The organism is Pedobacter sp. UC225_61 (genome assembly GCF_044452285.1).
Classification (GTDB): domain Bacteria; phylum Bacteroidota; class Bacteroidia; order Sphingobacteriales; family Sphingobacteriaceae; genus Pedobacter.
Genome location: NZ_JBIOAL010000001.1, coordinates 2,835,487 through 2,855,459, shown reverse-complemented (window position 1 = coordinate 2,855,459; position 19,973 = coordinate 2,835,487). Strand labels below are relative to the sequence as shown.

Annotated in this window: 15 protein-coding genes; 5 read left to right on the top strand and 10 right to left on the bottom strand. The window is 33.0% G+C overall.

Features of this window, described 5'->3' with window-relative positions:
- Positions 1-4: 4 nt before the first annotated feature.
- The 4 genes from ACHMWN_RS13020 to ACHMWN_RS13005 form a co-directional block, all read right to left on the bottom strand.
- Positions 5-952 carry a metallophosphoesterase gene (locus tag ACHMWN_RS13020; RefSeq protein ID WP_397301774.1) on the bottom strand — a complete coding sequence of 316 codons (948 nt, stop codon included), beginning with the start codon at positions 950-952 and terminating at the stop codon, positions 5-7.
- On the bottom strand, positions 930-1,682 hold the full coding sequence (locus ACHMWN_RS13015) for a 5'-nucleotidase C-terminal domain-containing protein (RefSeq protein ID WP_397301772.1): 753 nt from the start codon (positions 1,680-1,682) through the stop codon (positions 930-932). The genes ACHMWN_RS13020 and ACHMWN_RS13015 overlap by 23 nt, the downstream gene beginning before the upstream one ends.
- A gap of 64 nt (positions 1,683-1,746) precedes the next feature.
- Positions 1,747-2,520, bottom strand: a complete 774-nt coding sequence (locus ACHMWN_RS13010; RefSeq protein ID WP_397301769.1) for a zinc-dependent peptidase — start codon at positions 2,518-2,520, stop codon at positions 1,747-1,749.
- 65 nt (positions 2,521-2,585) lie between these two features.
- A complete protein-coding gene (locus ACHMWN_RS13005) occupies positions 2,586-3,104 on the bottom strand; it encodes a glutathione peroxidase (protein WP_397301766.1) in 519 nt (172 codons plus the stop codon).
- A 234-nt stretch (positions 3,105-3,338) separates the two neighbouring features.
- Here ACHMWN_RS13005 and topA point away from each other — a divergent pair, with 234 nt between their 5' ends.
- The 4 genes from topA to pbpC all read left to right on the top strand — a co-directional run bounded on the left by topA (position 3,339) and on the right by pbpC (position 14,714).
- Positions 3,339-5,885 (top strand): type I DNA topoisomerase, encoded by a 2,547-nt coding sequence (gene topA / locus ACHMWN_RS13000; protein WP_397301763.1) that lies wholly within the window; start codon positions 3,339-3,341, stop codon positions 5,883-5,885.
- Between the two features lie 92 nt (positions 5,886-5,977).
- Positions 5,978-6,382 (top strand): hypothetical protein, encoded by a 405-nt coding sequence (locus ACHMWN_RS12995; RefSeq protein ID WP_397303594.1) that lies wholly within the window; start codon positions 5,978-5,980, stop codon positions 6,380-6,382.
- Positions 6,383-6,541: 159 nt separating this feature from the next.
- Complete coding sequence (locus tag ACHMWN_RS12990; RefSeq protein WP_397301761.1) at positions 6,542-12,124, top strand: alpha-2-macroglobulin family protein; 5,583 nt, start codon at positions 6,542-6,544, stop codon at positions 12,122-12,124.
- Positions 12,125-12,323: 199 nt separating this feature from the next.
- Positions 12,324-14,714 carry a penicillin-binding protein 1C gene (gene pbpC / locus ACHMWN_RS12985; protein ID WP_397301758.1) on the top strand — a complete coding sequence of 797 codons (2,391 nt, stop codon included), beginning with the start codon at positions 12,324-12,326 and terminating at the stop codon, positions 14,712-14,714.
- On the opposite strand, the gene ACHMWN_RS12980 is transcribed toward pbpC, so the two are convergent.
- The 6 genes from ACHMWN_RS12980 to ACHMWN_RS12955 all read right to left on the bottom strand — a co-directional run bounded on the left by ACHMWN_RS12980 (position 14,707) and on the right by ACHMWN_RS12955 (position 18,610).
- Complete coding sequence (locus tag ACHMWN_RS12980) at positions 14,707-15,435, bottom strand: lysoplasmalogenase (RefSeq protein WP_397301755.1); 729 nt, start codon at positions 15,433-15,435, stop codon at positions 14,707-14,709. The two genes, pbpC and ACHMWN_RS12980, sit on opposite strands and share 8 nt — an antisense overlap.
- Positions 15,410-16,645 (bottom strand): sterol desaturase family protein, encoded by a 1,236-nt coding sequence (locus ACHMWN_RS12975; RefSeq protein WP_397301753.1) that lies wholly within the window; start codon positions 16,643-16,645, stop codon positions 15,410-15,412. Before ACHMWN_RS12975 ends, ACHMWN_RS12980 begins: the two co-directional genes overlap by 26 nt.
- A gap of 218 nt (positions 16,646-16,863) precedes the next feature.
- Positions 16,864-17,172 carry an RNA-binding protein gene (locus ACHMWN_RS12970; RefSeq protein WP_173268933.1) on the bottom strand — a complete coding sequence of 103 codons (309 nt, stop codon included), beginning with the start codon at positions 17,170-17,172 and terminating at the stop codon, positions 16,864-16,866.
- Between the two features lie 180 nt (positions 17,173-17,352).
- Positions 17,353-17,751, bottom strand: coding sequence for a BLUF domain-containing protein (locus ACHMWN_RS12965; protein WP_397301750.1), 399 nt, complete (start codon positions 17,749-17,751; stop codon positions 17,353-17,355).
- An 88-nt stretch (positions 17,752-17,839) separates the two neighbouring features.
- A complete protein-coding gene (locus ACHMWN_RS12960; protein ID WP_397303593.1) occupies positions 17,840-18,475 on the bottom strand; it encodes a queuosine precursor transporter in 636 nt (211 codons plus the stop codon).
- Positions 18,476-18,484: 9 nt separating this feature from the next.
- Positions 18,485-18,610, bottom strand: coding sequence for a hypothetical protein (locus tag ACHMWN_RS12955; protein ID WP_397301747.1), 126 nt, complete (start codon positions 18,608-18,610; stop codon positions 18,485-18,487).
- A gap of 140 nt (positions 18,611-18,750) precedes the next feature.
- Between ACHMWN_RS12955 and ACHMWN_RS12950 the strand changes: the two genes are divergently transcribed.
- On the top strand, positions 18,751-19,953 hold the full coding sequence (locus ACHMWN_RS12950; protein ID WP_397301744.1) for a multidrug effflux MFS transporter: 1,203 nt from the start codon (positions 18,751-18,753) through the stop codon (positions 19,951-19,953).
- The last annotated feature ends 20 nt before the right edge of the window (positions 19,954-19,973 follow it).

Genomic DNA, 19,973 nt, shown 5'->3' with positions numbered 1-19,973 from the left:
ATGTTTATGCATCTAACTTATTATTAATTAAATAAGGTGTACCAACTTTCATTTTTTTGTCTTTGTAAGGTTCAAAATAATAATCTATTCTACCTAGATTAATTCCTGCAAAACCTACTTGGTTTATAGTCGTAATTTGACCGTCTAAATTTTTAACGTCCTCAGGGACATCCATAAAGGTGTGGGTATGACCGCCAATAATTAAATCGATATTTCTTGTGCTTGATGCTAATACTTTATCAGAAACTGAATTATTACGATACGAATAACCTAGGTGCGATAAACAAATCACTAAATCACATTTATAATCATTTTTTAAAATGGCTGCGGTTTCATTCGCCTTAGCAATTGGATCTAAATACTGTGTTTCTCCATAATTTTTCGGATCTACCAATCCTTTTAGTTGAATACCCAATCCAAAAACACCGATCTTCAGCCCTGCTTTTTTAAAAATTTTAAAAGGTTGTGTAGATTTTGAAAGCGCAGTATTAGACAGATCGTAATTAGCAATTAATACTGGAAAATTAGCATGAGGTAATTGTTTGTAAAAACCTTCTACCCCATTATCAAAATCATGATTTCCCAACGTTGTGGCATCATATTGCATCTGGCTCATCAATTTTATTTCCAGCTCTCCACCAAATTTATTGAAATAAGGTGTTCCTTGAAAAATATCTCCAGCATCTAGTAATAATACATTTTCTTGTTCTGCTCTTATTTTCTTAATCAGTGTAGATCTTCTTGCCGTGCCACCCAAACCTGCATTTCTAGAACCATCCATAGGGAATGGCTCTATCCTACTGTGAACATCGTTCGTATGTAAAATGGTTAATTTTTGTAGTCGACCATTTGCAAAAGCATCTAAAGAATTTAAGCTCAATGCAACGGCAGCACTTGCAATTCCGCCTACCTTAATAAAATTGCGGCGATTAATTTTTTGTAATTCTTCCATCTAATTTTGCGTTTATTCTCTTTCCTTCAGCTTGAACTTGTCTAACTTCTCTTAATAATGCATCGCGAACTAATAATCCAATGTCCTTTCTAGATATAGGTGTTGCAAAACCTACCGCATCATCACCACCACTTGCAATATAATCTGAAGTTAACACCCAATAATTTTTACTTATATTAAATGGCTTTCCATTAATAAAAATCCCTTCGGGAGATTTATCTTTTATAGTAAATGTTAACCCGCTAACCGGTTGGCCATTGGAAGCGGCTATATAAGTAATCACTTTTAGCACATCTTCTCCTTTTAGATTGAATAAAACCAACTGGTTTTCAAATGGCATCAATTCAAATATATTCGAAATTGTTATTGGTCCTTTAGCAATATCATTACGTAAACCTCCTTTTGTGGTTGGAAATACAAAATCTATTGCTGGCTCCATCTTTTTAGCTTGATTTAAAACTGCATCAGCAAAAAAATCACCTAAAACAGATTCTGGCACTGTAGAGCTTTTTGTTAAAACAACATCTGTATACCCAATCACTGTATTCATTTCTGAATCAACCTTTACTTTATAAGGCATATACGTTTTAATAATAGCACTATCTACTTGAACATCATTGCTAATTTTATAATCCTCTCTATTGGACTTTACAACCGCATATTTAGCTGTGCAGGAGCTTAAAAAAATTAAAGAAATGGCAAGTATGTAAATCTGTTTTTTAATGGACATAAATTAGTTTTAGTGTTGCGAAGATAGATGGCTTTTATATAATTTGCAATTGAACAGTGTAATATTAACGCACCAGATTTTGTCCAAAAACTTTACTCAACACATCATATAGATCTGGATGTTTATCTTTTAATATCTCTGGTTGTTCAAAAAAATACTCAGACACTACTGCAAAAAATTCTGCTTGATTTGTTATTGCATAGGGATTAATATCAGATTTATTATCTTCAATTTTTTCAATTTCTTCATGCATCATTTTTACCCAGGGCAATGTATACTCATGAGACATTAAATTTTCCGGAATCCCATCTGTTGCACCATCTGATTTATCTAAAAGATGGACAAATTCATGAATACCAGTATTCTCTTTGCCAGCACTCTTAGAAAAACCGTGATGTAAGGCAGATAAAGACAAAACCATTTGTCCATTTAAATACCCAGTTCCAACCATACCCATTATGTTTCTTTCAGCACCTTCAAACTGAAAATTTGTGTTAAATGTATCAGGATAAAGCAAAACATTAGTTAAATTTTTATACTGCCAATCTTCAAAACCAAATATTGGAATAACAGCACTTGCAGCAACTAATAATTTATCCAGCTGATTTATTTCTACACCAACACCACTTATAATAGTAGCCCCTAAAAAGTTTGCTACCTTTTGTTCAAATAATTGTTTCCTTTTGCTAGTTAAATTTTGATAAAATACTACATGATTAGCTAATAGTGATTGATCTACTTTACTTATTTGAATAGCCACATTTTTTTTCTTTTTAAAAATAAAATATAGGGCAACAAAAAGAACGGCAGCTAAAATAAGGTAGGGAGTGTAGTTCATAATCAATTATAAATAAAAAATCCCAAAACAATTATGCTTTGGGATTCCTTATAAACAATAAAAATTTACAGATTGCTAATAATAGTTGGATCTAATGGTTTTACAGCCGAACGATAACGGTGCACCAACTCTCCTTTTTCATTTATCAAGAACTTTTCGAAGTTCCATTTAATATCGCCTTTAAAATCTGGATTTTCTTGAGTAGTTAAAAACTTGAAAAGTGGTGTAATATCATCGCCTTTAACGCTACTTTTTTCGGCTAAGAGGAAACTAACATTATATTTACCCGTACAAAATTCTTTGATTTCAGCATTTGTACCTAATTCTTGTCCGCCAAAATTACCTTCAGGGAATCCAATCAAAACTACATTCTTACCATATTTTTGGTGTAGTTTTTCTAAATCTTCATATTGTGGTGTATACCCACATTTCGAAGCGGTATTTACAATTAAAATTTTCTTTCCTTTAAATTTTGAAAGTTTTACGATTTTTCCATCAATGCTTTTAAAAGAAAAGTCATAAACAGTTTTAGGAGGCGTTGGTGCAGTCCATAAACTCAATAGTATTAATAAGGTATTGATCATGATGTTTATTTTTTAAAATATACTAACGAAGATAGTTAGAAATTGGATTGATAAAATAATTATAGCGTAAATAAATTTATATTTTGAAAAAATAGTTAAAAGTGATTTGAATACTGTTAAGCAATGTATAAGAGCGATTTAGCCACTACCTTGCACTATATATTTGAAAATAAAAGCTAAACCAATTTTGATTTTAGACTTATTTATAGTTTTATTTGCAGAAAAACGTTCTGAATGGCAAAAAATTTACTAATAGTCGAATCACCTGCAAAAGCTAAAACCATAGAAGGTTATTTAGGAAAAGATTTCTTGGTTAAGTCTAGTTATGGTCATATCCGTGATTTAGTAAAAGGAGATATGGGAATAGATACGGATAATAATTTTTCCCAAACGTATGAAGTTCCTGCCGATAAAAAACAAGTCGTTGCCGAATTAAAGAAGTTAGCCAAAGAGGCTGAAATGGTATGGCTAGCATCCGATGAAGACCGCGAGGGAGAAGCTATTTCCTGGCATTTATATGAAACTTTAGGTTTAAAAGAAAGTAATACAAAACGCATCGTTTTTCACGAAATTACCAAACCTGCCATTTTAAAAGCAATTGAGACGCCACGTACCATTGATTATAATTTGGTATTCGCTCAACAAGCACGTCGAGTTTTAGATAGATTAGTGGGTTTTGAACTTTCACCTGTATTATGGAAGAAAGTAAAACCTTCTCTATCAGCTGGTCGTGTACAATCTGTTGCAGTGCGATTAATTGTTGATCGTGAACGTGAAGTAAACAAATTTAATGCTATTGCCGCATTTAAAATTACAGCTCAATTTGCTACAGGAAAAGGTAAAGAGCTTGTTAAAGCAGAATTGCCTCAACGATTTGAAAAAGCAGCAGATGCGGAAAAATTTTTACAAGATTGCATTAATGCAAATTTTGCAGTAAGTAATTTAGAAGTTAAACCCGCAAAGCGGAATCCGGCAGCACCATTTACCACATCTACTCTACAGCAAGAAGCATCTCGTAAGCTCGGTTTTTCAGTTGCTAGAACAATGCAAATTGCACAACGTTTGTATGAGAGCGGTAAAATCACTTACATGAGAACGGATTCGGTAAATTTATCTCAAACAGCAATTGATGCTGCATCTGCTGAAATTAGATCTGCTTGGGGAGAAAAATATCACCAACCAAGAGTGTATAAAACAAAATCTGCAGGCGCACAAGAAGCTCACGAAGCTATCCGCCCTACCTATTTTAATCAGCACAGCGTGGATGGAGACAATTCTGAAAAACGCTTATACGATTTAATTTGGAAACGTGCTATCGCCTCGCAAATGAGCGAAGCTATTTTTGAAAAAACTAACGTTAACATTAATATTTCTACTAGAAAAGAAGAATTATTAGCTGAAGGCGAGGTTTTGAAATTTGATGGTTTCTTGAAAGTTTATCTAGAATCTACTGATGATGAAGATGAAGAAAATGAAGACAATAATTTACTACCTCCATTAACCAAAGGACAATCATTAATATTAAAGGAATTAGCAGCAACTGAACGTTTTTCACGTCCACCGGCAAGATATACAGAAGCAAGTTTAGTTAAGAAATTAGAAGAACTTGGCATTGGGCGGCCATCTACTTACGCACCAACAATTTCTACAGTTCAAAATCGCGGCTATGTGGTGAAGGAAGATAGAGATGGTAAAAAAAGAGAGTTTATGAGTATGGTTTTAGCTAATGGAAACATCAGCAAAGTAACCAAATCAGAAATAACAGGTGCTGAAAAATCCAAACTCTTTCCAACTGATATTGGAGAAGTTGTGAACGACTTTTTGGTAGAACATTTTAAGGGAATTGTAGATTTTAATTTTACAGCTAAAGTAGAAAAACAGTTCGATGAGATTGCGCAAGGTTTACAAGAATGGACAAAAATGCTCCACTCTTTCTATACGCCTTTTCATAGTGAAGTAGAAAATACATTAGAGAATGCAGACCGTGCAAATGGCGAACGTTTATTAGGTGTTGACCCAACTACAGGTAAAAATGTTTACGCTAAAGTTGGACGTTATGGCCCTTTAGTTCAAATAGGAGAATTATCTGATGATGAGGATGATAAACCTCGTTATGCAAGCTTAGGAAAATCGCAATCCGTTGGTACAGTTACCCTAGAAGAAGCACTAGATCAGTTCAAATTACCTTTCCAATTAGAGGACTATGAAGGAAAAGAAGTTTCTGTTGGTGTGGGTCGTTTCGGTCCATACGTAAAATGGGGTGAAGCATTTATCTCTATTCCTAAAAATGAAGACCCTCTAACTATTGATCAAGCTAGGGCAATAGAAATTATTGGCGAAAAAGTTACTGCTGATGCACCAGTTGCAGAATATGAAGGTTTACCTGTAACTAAAGGAACTGGTCGTTTCGGTCCTTTTATTAAGTGGAATGGTTTGTTTATCAATGTTCCAAAAGCATACAATTTCGATGCATTGTCTGCAAATGATATCAAGGAATTGATTGAGAAAAAAATAGAAAAAGAAAATAATCGTTATATCCAGCAATGGGAAAATGAGAAAATTGCAATAGAAAATGGACGCTGGGGACCTTTCATCCGTTTCGGTAAAGAGATGTTGAAATTAAGGAACAATACTAAAACAAAAGCAAAATATACTCCAGAAGAATTGGCTGAAATTTCTTTAGAAGATGTAAAAAAACTAATCATTGAACAAGTTCCAAAAGCATTTGACACTAAGAAAAAAGCACCTGCTAAAAAGAAAGTTGTAGCGAAGAAGAAATAATAGAATATTCGTCTTTCTGAATTTATTACAGCATCTTTTCTTGTTGTGAAAGACCTTGTAATAAATTCAGGTTGAAGAAAGGAATAGAAGTTATGAAAGCAGATTTACCAGAAAATATCGTTGAAGATGTAGCTATTGCAGTTGCTTTAGTTGGCGAAACTCCTGAAGTTGGAAGTTGGACTGTTTATGTGGTGAACTTTAAGAATGAACCAATTACTAACGTTTTAATTACATCTAAGGGGTATGGAGAAAAAGACGGTAAACAAGTTAAAACCTCTTTATTAAGGCATTTTATAGGCGATTTAAATGCAAATTCTTTTGCAGGAGTAGAAGCTATTGATCCGGCTGTATTTGGTTTAACGAATGAATATTGGTTAAGCTATTATCTCGGAAAAGAAATTTATGATAAGAAATTCATTTTCCTTCCAGAAAGTATAATTGAAAATAATTTAATTCGAATTCCTGTACTGAATAAGCCAGGTGTAATGATTAAATAATCTTCGTAAATCAAAACATTTACTTATTAGTTAAGTTGATTATCTATATCGAAACGTACAATTGATTTACTAACAATTGTATTTATTAGTTGATAAGTATTTCCATTTCTGATTTATTTTTTCCCTATTTTTCATACACATTTACCAATGTAACACAATATGGAAAATACATCTAATTCAATTTCTTCTAAAAATAAGAAATTCGTTCTATTTGGCATTATAGCCATTATTTTAGGTATCGGCATCATATTTCTTTTAAAAAATAAAAAGAAACAAGACAATCAGGCTTTTGCAAAATATATAAAATCATATACTTCTGGAACTATTTCCAAAAAAAGCTTTATCCGAATTCATCTCGCAAGTGCAGTTAAAAGTTTAAACGATTTGGGTAAACCTGATGAAAGAGAATTATTTGACTTTTCTCCTAACATTAAGGGTAAAACCTATTGGATAGATGCGCAAACTCTTGAGTTTAGACCTGACGAACAACTTAAACCAGATCAAAAATATGATGCTACATTAAATTTATCAACTATTACAACTACAGATAAAGGTTTAGAAGAATTTGAATTCGATTTTAAAGTAATTAAACCTGGATTAAACTTAGTTCAAAATGGCTTAGTTTCTCAAAACAATACTTCTTTAACTTATATGAAATTAAGTGGAGAAATTAATACTGCGGATTATGAAGAACAACCAAGTATTGAGAAAACATTAACCTTAGATTTCTCACAAAAGTTGAAAATAAAATGGAATCATGATCCTGAAAAACATCGTTCTACTTTTGTAATTGATAGCATTAAAAAAATAAATAAGGAAGAAACTCTTATTTTAAAATGGAATGGTGAGGCTATAAATGCTGACGATACTAAAGGAGAAGAAAAGGTAGTTGTTCCTGCACAAGGTGTTTTTAAAGTTCTTGATATTAAAGCTGTTCAAGGTGCTGAAGATTATGCTTTAATTCAATGTTCAAACCCTGTAAATGTGGCTCAAGATTTAAATGGCTTAATTTCTTTAGGTAATTTACAAGATCTTCGTTTTACTATAGATGCGAGCCAAATTAAAGTGTATGCTCCAGATCAATTACAAGGAAATTATGCTGTCACTGTAAATGCTGCGATTACAGATATTGAAGGTAAAACCTTACAAAGTGCTAAATCTGCAAATATCATTTTCGAAGATAAATTACCATTTGTAACAATTGCTGGTTCAGGTACTATTTTACCTAATTCAGGCAAGTTAGTTTTGCCTTTCGAAGCTGTAAATTTAAAAGCAGTTGATATAACGGTAATCAAAATTTATGAGAATAATATCCCTCAGTTCTTTCAAGTAAACAATTACAAAGAAGGAAATGAGTTAAGAAGAGTTGCTAAACCAGTTGTTCAAAAAACAATTCGTTTAGATGAAGACAAAAGCATTAATCTGCATAAAAAAACTCGCTTCACTTTAGATTTAGATAAATTAATTAGAACTGAACCTGGTGCAATGTATCGTGTTACAATTGGATTTAGACAAGCCTATAATGTATACGATTGCAAAGAAAATACTGAAACAGTTGAAGATGGTGATAGAGAAGATTACGATGAAAGTTATGGCGATAAAATAGACGAAGATGATGAGTTTTGGGAACAATACAATAGTTATTATCCAAATCATTATCGTTGGAGCGATAAAGATAATCCTTGTACTCCATCCTACTATACCAATGAACGTTGGGCAAGCCGTAATTTATTAGCCTCAAATATCGGCTTAGTAGCCAAAAGAGGAAACGATAACAGTATGCTTATTGTTGCTACAGATTTATTAACTGCAAAACCTTTAAGCGGTGTAAGTTTAGAGTTATTGGATTATCAGCGTCAACTATTGACCACAGTAAAAACCGATGGAGATGGTTTAGCTACTTTCGATTTAAAGAGAAAACCATTTTTACTAATAGCTAAAAAAGGAAATGAGCGTGGTTATTTAAAACTAGATGATGGAAATTCGTTGCCTTTAAGTCGGTTTGATGTAAGTGGAGATGTTGTTCAGAATGGAATAAAAGGATTTATATATGGTGAACGTGGCGTTTGGCGGCCTGGAGACAGTGTATATTTATCTTTTATTTTAGAGGATAAATTGAAAAAGTTTCCTGAGAATTATCCAGTTACATTCGAATTTTATAATCCTAAAGGTCAATTGGCAAAAAGAATGGTGAGCGGACAAGCTTTAAATGGATTTTATACGTTTAAAACTGCGACTGAAAATACAGCACCAACGGGTAATTGGTTGGCAAAAGTAAAAGTTGGTGGCGCATCTTTTTCTAAAACTATTAAAGTAGAAACTATTATGCCAAATCGCTTAAAAATCAATTTCGATTTACGCGGAAAAACATATTTAGGCAATGGTACAGCTTCTGCCACTACCCTATCTGCAAAGTGGTTATTTGGTAGTCCTGCACAAAATTTAAAAGCTAAAGTTGATGTCAACTTAAACACAACCGAAACTAAGTTTAAAGGATTTGATGACTATACATTTGATAATCCAACGGTTCAGTTTCAATCACAACTCAAAACCATTTTCGAAGGCACATTAAATGCGGCTGGAACTGCAGTAGTAAACACAAATCTAAGTGAAAGTAATATCGCACCAGGAGTGTTGAGGGCTAATTTCACTACTAAAGTTTTTGAACCAGGCGGCAATTTTAGCATTGACAATTTTAGCATTCCTTATCATGTTTACACCAGTTATTTAGGTATTAAAACTCCGAAAGGAGATCGTTTAAGTGGTTTATTATTAACTGGGCAAGATCATAAAATTGATGTTGTAAATGTAAATAGAGACGGGCGATTATTAGGTGGAACCAAAACTGTTCAAGTTGAGTTGTATAAAGTGCAGTGGCGTTGGTGGTGGGAACAAGATAACCAAGATAGCTATGCGAATTTTACTCAAAATGAATATAATAAGCTCATTAAAAAAGAAAGTATATCCTTAACTAATGGGAAAGGTTCATGGAGTTTTAGAATTAATGAACCCGATTGGGGTCGTTATTTAATTTTAATTCGTGATGAAAATGGTGGCCATACTACTGGAAAATCTGTTTATGTGGACTGGCCAGGATGGGCACAACGTGAGCAAGCGAATAATCCTACCGATGCATCAATGTTATCATTTACCGCAAATAAAGAGAAATTTAATGTTGGCGAAGATATTACCTTAACTATCCCTACTGGAGAAAATGGACGAGCTTTAATTTCAATTGAAAATGGAAGTCGTGTATTAAAAACCTATTGGATTGATACAAAAAAAGGTCAAACACAGTTTAAGTTTAAAGCGGAAAAAAATATGGCGCCAAATGTATTTGCAAACATCACATTGTTGCAACCACATGCTCAAACACTTAACGATTTACCAATTAGAATGTATGGAGCTATTCCGTTAACCATTGAAGATCCTGAAACCATCTTAAAACCAGTTATTAAAATGTCAAATACACTCAAACCAGAGGTTGAAAGTAGTATTACCGTAGGTGAAGCAAATGGTAAACCGATGACGTATACGATTGCCTTGGTTGATGAGGGTTTATTGGATTTAACGCGTTTTAAAACCCCGGATCCGCATAGTATATTTTATGCAAGAGAAGGTTTGGGTGTTAAAACATGGGATTTATTCGATCAGGTTTTAGGTGCATGGGGTGGAAATTTAGAACGTATTTTAAGTATTGGTGGTGACGGTTCTATCAACAAAAACTTAAATCCTGCTAAGGCAAATCGTTTTAAAGCCGTTGTTAAATTTATGGGCCCATTTTCTTTAGCCAAAGGCGAAAACAAAACACATAAATTTACTTTACCACAATATATAGGATCGATTAGAGCAATGGTTATTGCAGGTGATAATGGTGCTTATGGTTATGCAGAAAAAGCTGTTGAGGTTAAAAAACCGTTAATGGTTTTGGCTACTTTGCCAAGAGTAATTGGGCCAGGAGAAAGCTTTACCTTACCAGTAAATATTTTCGCGACTAATAATAATTTGAAAAATGTAAGTGTAGTTGTACAAAGCACTAATTTGCTAATTGAAGGTCCAAAAACACAGCAATTGAACTTTAAACAGTCGGGAGAGCAAATGACTTATTTTAATGTGGTTGCACCAAATACCGTTGGTGTAGCTAAGGTTAAAATTATTGCGCAAAGTGGAAATGAGAAAACTGTTTATGATGTAGAAATGGATATTCGCAATCCAAACCCATACATAACTAATGTAATTTCTGCTACTATACAGCCTAAACAAACTTGGAAAACCAGCTACGGTCCAATCGGAATGGTTGGTACAAATGCTGGAACACTAGAAGTTTCTTCAATCCCTCCTATTGATTTGAATAAACGGTTGAGTTATTTAATTCAATATCCTCATGGTTGTGTAGAACAAACTACTTCAAGCATTTTCCCTCAATTACTATTAGATAAATTAATTCCGCTTAGTACACAGAAAAAGACTGAAGTTGAACGAAATATTAAATCTGGAATTAACAGATTAAAAGGTTTCCAAAGTATAGATGGCGGATTAAGTTACTGGCCAGGAGAAGGTTCATCTGATGAGTGGGGAACAAACTATGCTGGGCATTTCTTAGTGGAGGCACAAAGTGCAGGTTATACTTTACCAGTTGGACTTTTAGATGAATTAATTCGTTTTCAAAAAACAAAAGCTACTAATTGGATACCAAATAGCACTAATTTTTATGGTGGAGATTTAAGTCAAGCTTATCGATTATACGTTTTGGCTTTAGCGAAAAAACCAGAAATGGCTGCAATGAATAGATTACGAGCTTTTGAGTACCTTTCAGTTAGTGCAAAATGGCGATTAGCAGCAGCTTATCAATTAGCTGGACAATCTGCAGCAGCAAACGGTTTAATTAAAGGTTTAGCACAAACTGTTGAGCCTTATACACAATTAGGCGGTACTTATGGTTCTGACTTAAGAGATGAAGCCATGATTATGGAAACGTTAACCTTAATGGGTCAAAAAGGCAAAGCCGCACAATTATTGCAAACAGTTGCTGCTCGTTTAGGTCAAAACACATGGTATAGCACGCAAACTACTGCTTATAGTTTATTGGCAATTGCTAAATTTTGCGGTCAAAATAGTGCTTCAAATAAACTACAATACAACTATGTTTTGGATGGACAAAAAGGAAATATTAATAGTGAACAATACTTTAATAGCACTGCCCTTAATTTCAAAAATAATACGGCAAGTATTACCAACATTGGTAATAATGTCCTGTTTGTGCGTCTAATTTTACAAGGTCAACCAGTTGCTGGACAAAATAATTTCTTGCCAAATAATCCAGAAGTATTGGATATGAAAGTGAGCTATAAATCATTAAAAGGGCAATTTATCAATCCGACCATTTTAAAACAAGGAACTGATTTTTATGCAGAAGTAACGATAAAAAATCCTGGAAGGATGGGTTATTATGAACAAATGGCTTTAACACAAATCTTCCCCTCAGGCTGGGAAATTATTAATACAAGACTTAATGATAATGAAAGTGCATTGGCTTCAGCAGCTTATACGTATCGTGATGTAAGAGACGATAGAGTATTTACGTATTTCAATATTCGTGAAAATGAAACATTAACCTATAAAGTATTGTTAAATGCATCTTATTTGGGTAAATATTATTTATCTGCCGTACAATGTGAAGCAATGTACAATAATAACATTAGCGCCACACAAGCAGGTAAATGGGTGCAAGTTGTAAAATAGATGATTAGAAATAACGTCATTGTAAGTCTAACTTTCTTTAAACTTGCAATGACGTTTTATAACCTTGGCCAAATATTTATCATTAAGAAACGAACAAAGCCAAAAGTTAATCTCAAAAAAGTAGTTAATTTTTCCATAACGATATGTTTTGATGTAAATCAAAATTATCTTAGAAATGTTACCCCTATAAAACCAAATAATGAATAAAAAACAAAAAGCTGTACTAATTTCTGATAGCATTTGCTTTTTGTTTTGTTTGGTTTTTCTATTTTCACTGCCAAAACAGTTGTTTAAATCACCTACATCTTATGTGATAGAAGCAAGTAATGGAGAGTTATTAAGTGCAGCTATTGCCAGCGATGGTCAGTGGCGCTTCCCTATTGCAGATACCATTCCTGATAAATTTGTGAAATGTATTACAGCTTTTGAAGATCAACGTTTTTTCCTGCATTTTGGGGTTGATCCAATTGCAATGAGCAGAGCGATGAAACAAAATATTAAAGCTCATGGCGTGGTAAGTGGCGGTAGCACATTAACCATGCAAGTTATTCGTTTATCCCGTCGACAAAATCGGAGTATTTGGCAAAAATTAACAGAAATGTGGTTGGCAATGCGACTAGAATTTCGATATTCTAAACAAGAGATTATAAGTTTATATGCATCTAATGCACCATTTGGGAGTAATGTAGTTGGTTTAGACGCTGCAAGCTGGCGATATTTTGGTCGCAAAGCTGAAAATTTATCTTGGGGTGAAATGGCAACATTAGCAGTGTTACCAAATAGCCCGTCACTTGTACATCCTGGTAAGAATTCTACACGTTTAATTAAAAAAAGAAACGACTTATTGGATAAATTAGCAAAGCTAAATATCATCGACAAAGCGACAGCGGAATTATCTAAAGCAGAGCCAATCCCAGGTAAACCTTTAGCGCTTCCACAACATGCACCTCACCTTCTTAATCGTTTTAAAGAAGAAAAAAGTGCATTACAAGTAAAATCCACAAGTTTAACAACAACTATAGATTATGACTTACAGCTAAAAATTAACGATTTATTAAAAAGATATAATAATCGTTATAAAGCAAATGATATTAACAACATTGCTGCTTTGGTACTTGATGTAAAAAATGGAACAGTAAAAAGTTATGTTGGAAATTGCTATCAACCTGAAAATAAGGAGTTTGAAAGTCATGTAGATATGATTAAAGCTCCTAGAAGTCCTGGAAGTACGCTGAAACCCTTATTGTATGCAAGTATGCTAAGCGACGGCATGTTATTGCCACACACATTAGTTCCAGATGTTCCGACACAAATTGGTGGCTATTCACCTCAAAATTACGATTTAGGTTATGATGGAGCTATTTCAGCAGATAAAGCATTGAGCAGATCCTTAAATATTCCAGCAGTTAAAATGCTGCAGCAATATAAATACGAACGATTTTACGACAAGTTAAAAAAGCTAGGTTTTACTACTTTAAACCAACCAGCAGATCACTATGGATTGTCTTTAATTTTGGGTGGTAGCGAAGTGACAATGTGGGATTTGGCTAAAAGTTATCTGGGTATGGCCAGAACCTTAAATCATTTTAACGATTATCAGGGAAAGTATAATCCACATGATTATGATACTCCTATTTACAATAAATCAGTTCAATCATCTGTAAAAAAAGGAGAAACGGAGTTGAATTCTATACTAGATCATGGTGCAATATGGGCAACTTTTAATGCAATGGAAGAAGTAATGAGGCCAGGAGATGAAGGTTTATGGGAGCAATTCTCTTCATCGCAACGTGTAGCTTGGAAAACAGGAACCAGTTTTGGTTTTAGAGATGCTTGGGCAATTGGTTTAACGCCAAATTATGTGGTTTGTGTATGGGTTGGTAATGCTGATGGAGAAGGTAGACCAGGCTTAATGGGTATTGAAGTCGCTGCACCTGTATTGTTTGATATTTTTAAGCAATTGCCTTCATCAAAATGGTTTGAAACTCCAAAAACTAAGCTTAAAAAAATATTCGTGTGTAAACAAACCGGATTTAAGGCTGGAGAATATTGCACAGATAAAATTATTGAACTTGTGCCTGTTTCTGGCGAAAAAACAACTGTTTGTCCTTATCATAAACTGGTACATCTAAATGCAGCAGGTACTTTTAGGGTAACTGATAAGTGTGAAAGCACAGCTTTAATGCAACATATAAATTGGTTTGTTCTTCCCCCAGCTATGGAATATTATTATAAAATAAAAAACAGTGATTATAAAGTATTGCCGCCTTTTAAATCGGGTTGTAATGATGCGGGTGGAAATGTAGTGATGGATATGATTTACCCAAAAAATAATGCCGTCATTTATATCCCAGTTGAATTGGATGGAACACGAGGAAAAGTAGTCTTAAATGCTGCACACCGAAATTCTGAAACAAAAATCTATTGGCACATTGACGCAGAATTTGTTGGTAGTACATCATCATTTCATCAATTAGCGATAAGCCCATTACCCGGAAAACACACCTTAACTTTAGTTGATGAAAATGGAGAACGTTTAGTCCAAGTTTTTACCGTTTTAGATAAGGATAAAAAGAAATCTGCTAATTAGTCTCTGCTTCTATTACTGAATGCTTTTTTAATTTTCTCTCTACTGCTCCAACTGTAATGAAATATTGAGCAGCCATATAGGTAATCATAATTGGTATCCCAGCAAATTCAAAAGGGAAGACAAATTTATTAAAAGCTAAAATTGAATCCGAAACTATAAATAATATAGCGCCCCAAAAAATCAGATTAAAACTTAATGTATTTACTCTGCCCATTCTATTTACAGCCATAACCCCCATACATGAAATTACAAAAGCATAAATCATAACCGGGATTTTCATTTCATTTAAGTGAGGCATTAAATACAAGCAAAAGCCTAAGCAAAAAAGTCCAAATACAACAAAGGCTATTCTTGTATATTTCTTTTCTATAGAAGGATGCCATTTGTAATCTAAATAAAAGGCACTTATATATGCTAAATGACCAATTAAAAATGATGCTAGGCCTAACATAAAAAATGAAGGATCTACTTCAAGGAACATTAAGAAACAATCTCCAAATAAGCCAAATACTAAACCAATAAATATCCTCTTTGCAAACCTTCCTCTCAACTGTGTATGATAACCCAAGAAAATCATCAAAGAAATAGTAATTAATGGTTTAATGGCAAAATGGAAATTGGCTAAAATCAGCTTTGCGCTTTTTGGATCTGTCTCAACTAATAATTGGAAAAAGAAAATTACGAAAAATGCAAAGCTAAACTGAAGGTGTTTTTTGAACATGAAGGAGAGAATTTTGTAAATAAAAAAACCAAATTAAGGAGCTAATTTGGATAATAAGTACGCTTATAGTAAGAGTATTAAAAATGGTGATATCCTTAAATAGATATAAGGCAAAAAAACTTAAAATCAGTCTAGCAAATTCAAAGTGCTTTACCCACGTCTTATTTTCTAAAAGAGCGCCACACGTTAATAACGTTAAGATTGTAAATGTTGCAGCACAAATAATTGGAGTCATTTCTAGTTTAGGATATAAAAACAGTAATGCTGAGCCAGCTGCTAATGCAATAATGAATTGAAATAAAACATATAAGATCAATCCTTTGCTATAGTTAGGGTCGAATTTTTTATAATTAAAGATATCGATTTCTGGTGCTGGTTTAAATCCACCCAATTTTGATGGAAACCATCCGGGAGGTTTTATGAAAACTTTAATTTTATCAGCTATAGTATCTGATTTTGCCGCTGTATTCCAAAGTTCTGCCCAATAATGTATGTTTGCCCAAACGGGATTCCAACTTGCCAAAGGCGTTGTAATTCCATAATACACTTCCTCCTCTTCTTTTTGAAAAGTACCGAACATTTTATCCCAAATAATTAAAGAACCTGCGTGGTTTTTATCAATATATTTTGGATTTGTACCATGGTGAACTCTATGATGTGATGGTGTATTTATAATGTGTTCTAAGAAACCCATACTTTTAATGGTTCGTGTATGTATCCAAAACTGATATAGTGTATTAAAAGCACTTAATGTTACAAACATCAATGGGTCAAAACCAACTAACGCCAACGGAAGATAAAATAGCCAAGAAAACCAACTCTGAAACCAAGATTGGCGTAAAGCAACTGTTAAATTATATTCTTCAGATTGATGATGAACAATATGTGCTGCCCATAATGCATTAATTTGATGACTCATTCTATGAAACCAATAATAGAAAAAATCTACACCAATAAATAGAATTATCCATGTCCAAATGGTATCGGGTAAATCAAAAAATCTCCAATTTTCAAAAATATATTTATATCCAAAAAACAAAGCGGTTTTCATAAACAAACCCGTTATTTGAGAACCAATTCCTTGACTTAAATTAGAGATACTATCATTAAAGCGATAATATTTTAATTTTTTATAAAAATCATAGCCCAATTCAATCCCTATAAGAATAAAAAATATTGGTATTGATAGAGCGATATAATCAACTTTCATACTACTAATTTATAATAAATAATAGTTTATTTCCATCTTAATGCAGATAAGAAACGAAATCGATATAAATTACTGAAATTCAGATATAAAAAAATTGCGGACAAAATCCGCAATACTTTTATAAGATTGAAACCTATAAAATTAAGTTTCAGATAAGAAATATTAATCCGTAAAAACCCTTTTAGCCAATTAAATTTAACAGCCAAAAGAATTTACATTTAGTAACTACGCTCTCTACTGTTGTTACGTTTGAAACCACCACCTGCGTTACCGCCACCAGTGTTTGGTTTTTCTTGCGCTTCAGCAACTTTAATTCTGTTACCATTGTAATCTCCGCCGTTCATTCTTTTGATAGCTTCCTTAGCTTCTTCATCATTAGGCATCTCTACAAAACCAAAGCCACGGCTCTGATTAGTTTCGCGGTCTTTAATAATTCTAAGTGATTTTACTTGACCGAAATCACCAAATACGGCTGTTAATTCATCTTCCCCTACTTCTAAAGGAAGGCCTGTAATAAATATCTTCATTAATGTTTAAAAATTTGCACAAAGATACAAAAAATTATGGGCATTTTGCTATCTAAGTGTCAGTAAAACTTATTTATAAACGATTGTTTTTCAATCCAATTGCAATTATTATTTTGGTTAATATATTATCAATTAGAATAACACAAATACTTAAATTTTGTGTTAAAAAGAATATTTTTTTTAGCTTTTTGCCAAAAGCTTTAAAAGTTTTACAGCGGATGCAGTTTTAACATATTCTGTAACGTTAGGATGGCTACAGTTCTCCATTTTATTTATCTCTTCAATACTTACATTTTTAAAGTCCATGGTCCAATCTGCGTAATATCGTTCTTCGCAATTGCCTTCGGTAATTTTTTTGACGGCAATTAAACGTTCATCATTACAAATGGAATAATAAACTTCTTTAACTGCAACCTCTACTCCTTCTAATAGTTGAATAAAAGCACCTTCGCAATGCAATAATTTACCAGTTATACCTAAGTAGTGATTTCTAGATCTGGCTTGTTCTAGCAATAAGTTAAAATCTTGTTCTGTAAATTCTTTTTTGGCAACACCAAAATAAAGTAAGTAATAGTACATTTAAATAGTTTTCACTCTCTTAAACAATTTCTTTTGTTCATTGTTTGCAAAGCTGTAATTAATGTTAGGTTTATTGCTATTTTAAATATTAGCCTCTTCCTGCTAATTTTATCATTCTATGGGCTAAATCTTTCCCTAAATAACTATCTATAATTCCATGTACCAAGTACAAAATTGGAGTCATTGCTAGTGCGATGATAAATTTATAAGTATAGCCAACTAAACCAATAGCAGCTACCATTTGCCAGCTCCAATGATAAGTTGGATTTAAATAGAAAGCGATAAATATCACCACAAAACTATCTATCAATTGAGAAATTACTGTAGAACCAGTTGCTCTTAACCATAAAGCTTTTTCGCCCGTAAACTTTTTAATTCGATGAAAAATCAAAACATCTACCATCTGACCAATTAAAAAAGCAGTAATGGAACCTACAATAATCCACATACCTTGCCCAAAAATTGCATCAAAAGCAACTAACATATTAATTTGCTGACCATCTATTTTTTGCATCAACCAAAAATCTGATGGTTGTAATTTCATTGCCAATCCAACAACTATAAATGCAAAAGCAATTAAAATACAGGTAAGGATAGATAAAAAACGGACTTGTTTTACGCCAAAATATTCATTTATAATATCTGTCATGATAAAAATAATTGGCCAGGTCAATACACCTGCAGACATATTAAAGGAAAGATTTTTTACACCAAATAAATTAATATCAAATTTTTAAATCCCTAAAGTGCCTTCAACTGAGAAAATTTTAACTCCAATAAATTCTGATAAAATGGCATTGGCCACGAAAAATGCACCTAGAACAAGTAGCAATCGGCTTTCTTTGGTTTTAAAAGTCATGTAGCTAAAATACGACTATTTTGATAGAAACGAAATTTTAGGATTTTCATATTAAATTAACAAAATTAACTACTCTTTTGACAAACTTTAGACGACTAAAAACTTTCAAATTTACATCTTTGCGCCTCTTAAATTTCACTATGGCTAAATCAAAATCATTTTTTCTTATACTAATCCTAGGGTCACTTGCAGCTTTAGGCCCATTTTCTATAGATATGTATTTACCTGGTTTTAAAGCAATCGCAAAAGATTTAAATACTGATGTACCAAATGTCTCATTATCGTTGTCTGCTTTTTTTATCGGTATTTCTGCAGGCCAATTATTGTATGGTCCATTATTGGATAAATTTGGAAGAAAAAAACCTTTATATTTTGGATTGATTCTTTATATAATATCTTCATTAGGCTGTTTGTTAGTTACTTCAATAGATCAATTAATTGTCTTAAGATTTGTTCAAGCTATTGGAAGTTGTGCAACAGCAGTTGCATCTGTAGCCATGGTTAGAGATTTATTTACAGTTAGAGAAAGTCCAAAAGTCTTCGCTTCATTAATGTTAGTTATCGCTGTATCGCCAATGTTGGCGCCAACAGCAGGTGGTTATCTTATTGCAGCTTTAGGTTGGCAATCTGTATTTGTGTTTTTAGGTTTTATGGCGCTATTAATGTTACTAACTTCTATTTGGTGGTTGCCAGAAAGCTATAAACCAGACCCAAGTTATTCTTTAAAACCTAAACCTATTTTAGGAAATTTTTTATTGGTACTTAAAGAACCAGGTTTTTATACCTATGCTTTAGTAAGTGCTATCACTTTTAGTGGATTATTTGCTTACGTATCTTCTTCACCTGTTATTTTTATGGATTTATACCAAGTAAGTGAGACAGGTTACGGTTGGATTTTCGCACTTTTATCAGTTTCATTCATTGGATTTAGTCAAGTTAATAGCATAATCTTAAAATGGTTTACGAGTAAAAATATTGTCTTTTGGGCATTAATAGCGCAGTGCATTTTTAGTATATTATTTTTATCAGCAGCGCTGAATAACTTGTTAAATCTATACACAACTATTGGTTTTATTGCCTTGTTCTTAGGTTGTTTAGGTTTTATCAATCCAAATGCTTCGGCACTTGCCCTAGCTCCTTTTAGTAAAAATGCAGGAAGTGCATCTGCATTAATGGGAGCATTACAAATGGGGTTGGGAGCATTAGCATCTGCAATAATTAGCTTATTTGCTGCCAATGTGGTTTGGCCAATGCCGGCTGCAATGACAATAGCAGCTTTAATTGCTTTGTTTTGCTTACTTATAGGAAGAAATAAAATTCGTACAGTTTCTACAAATCAATAAATCGATATCATTTAGAGGGA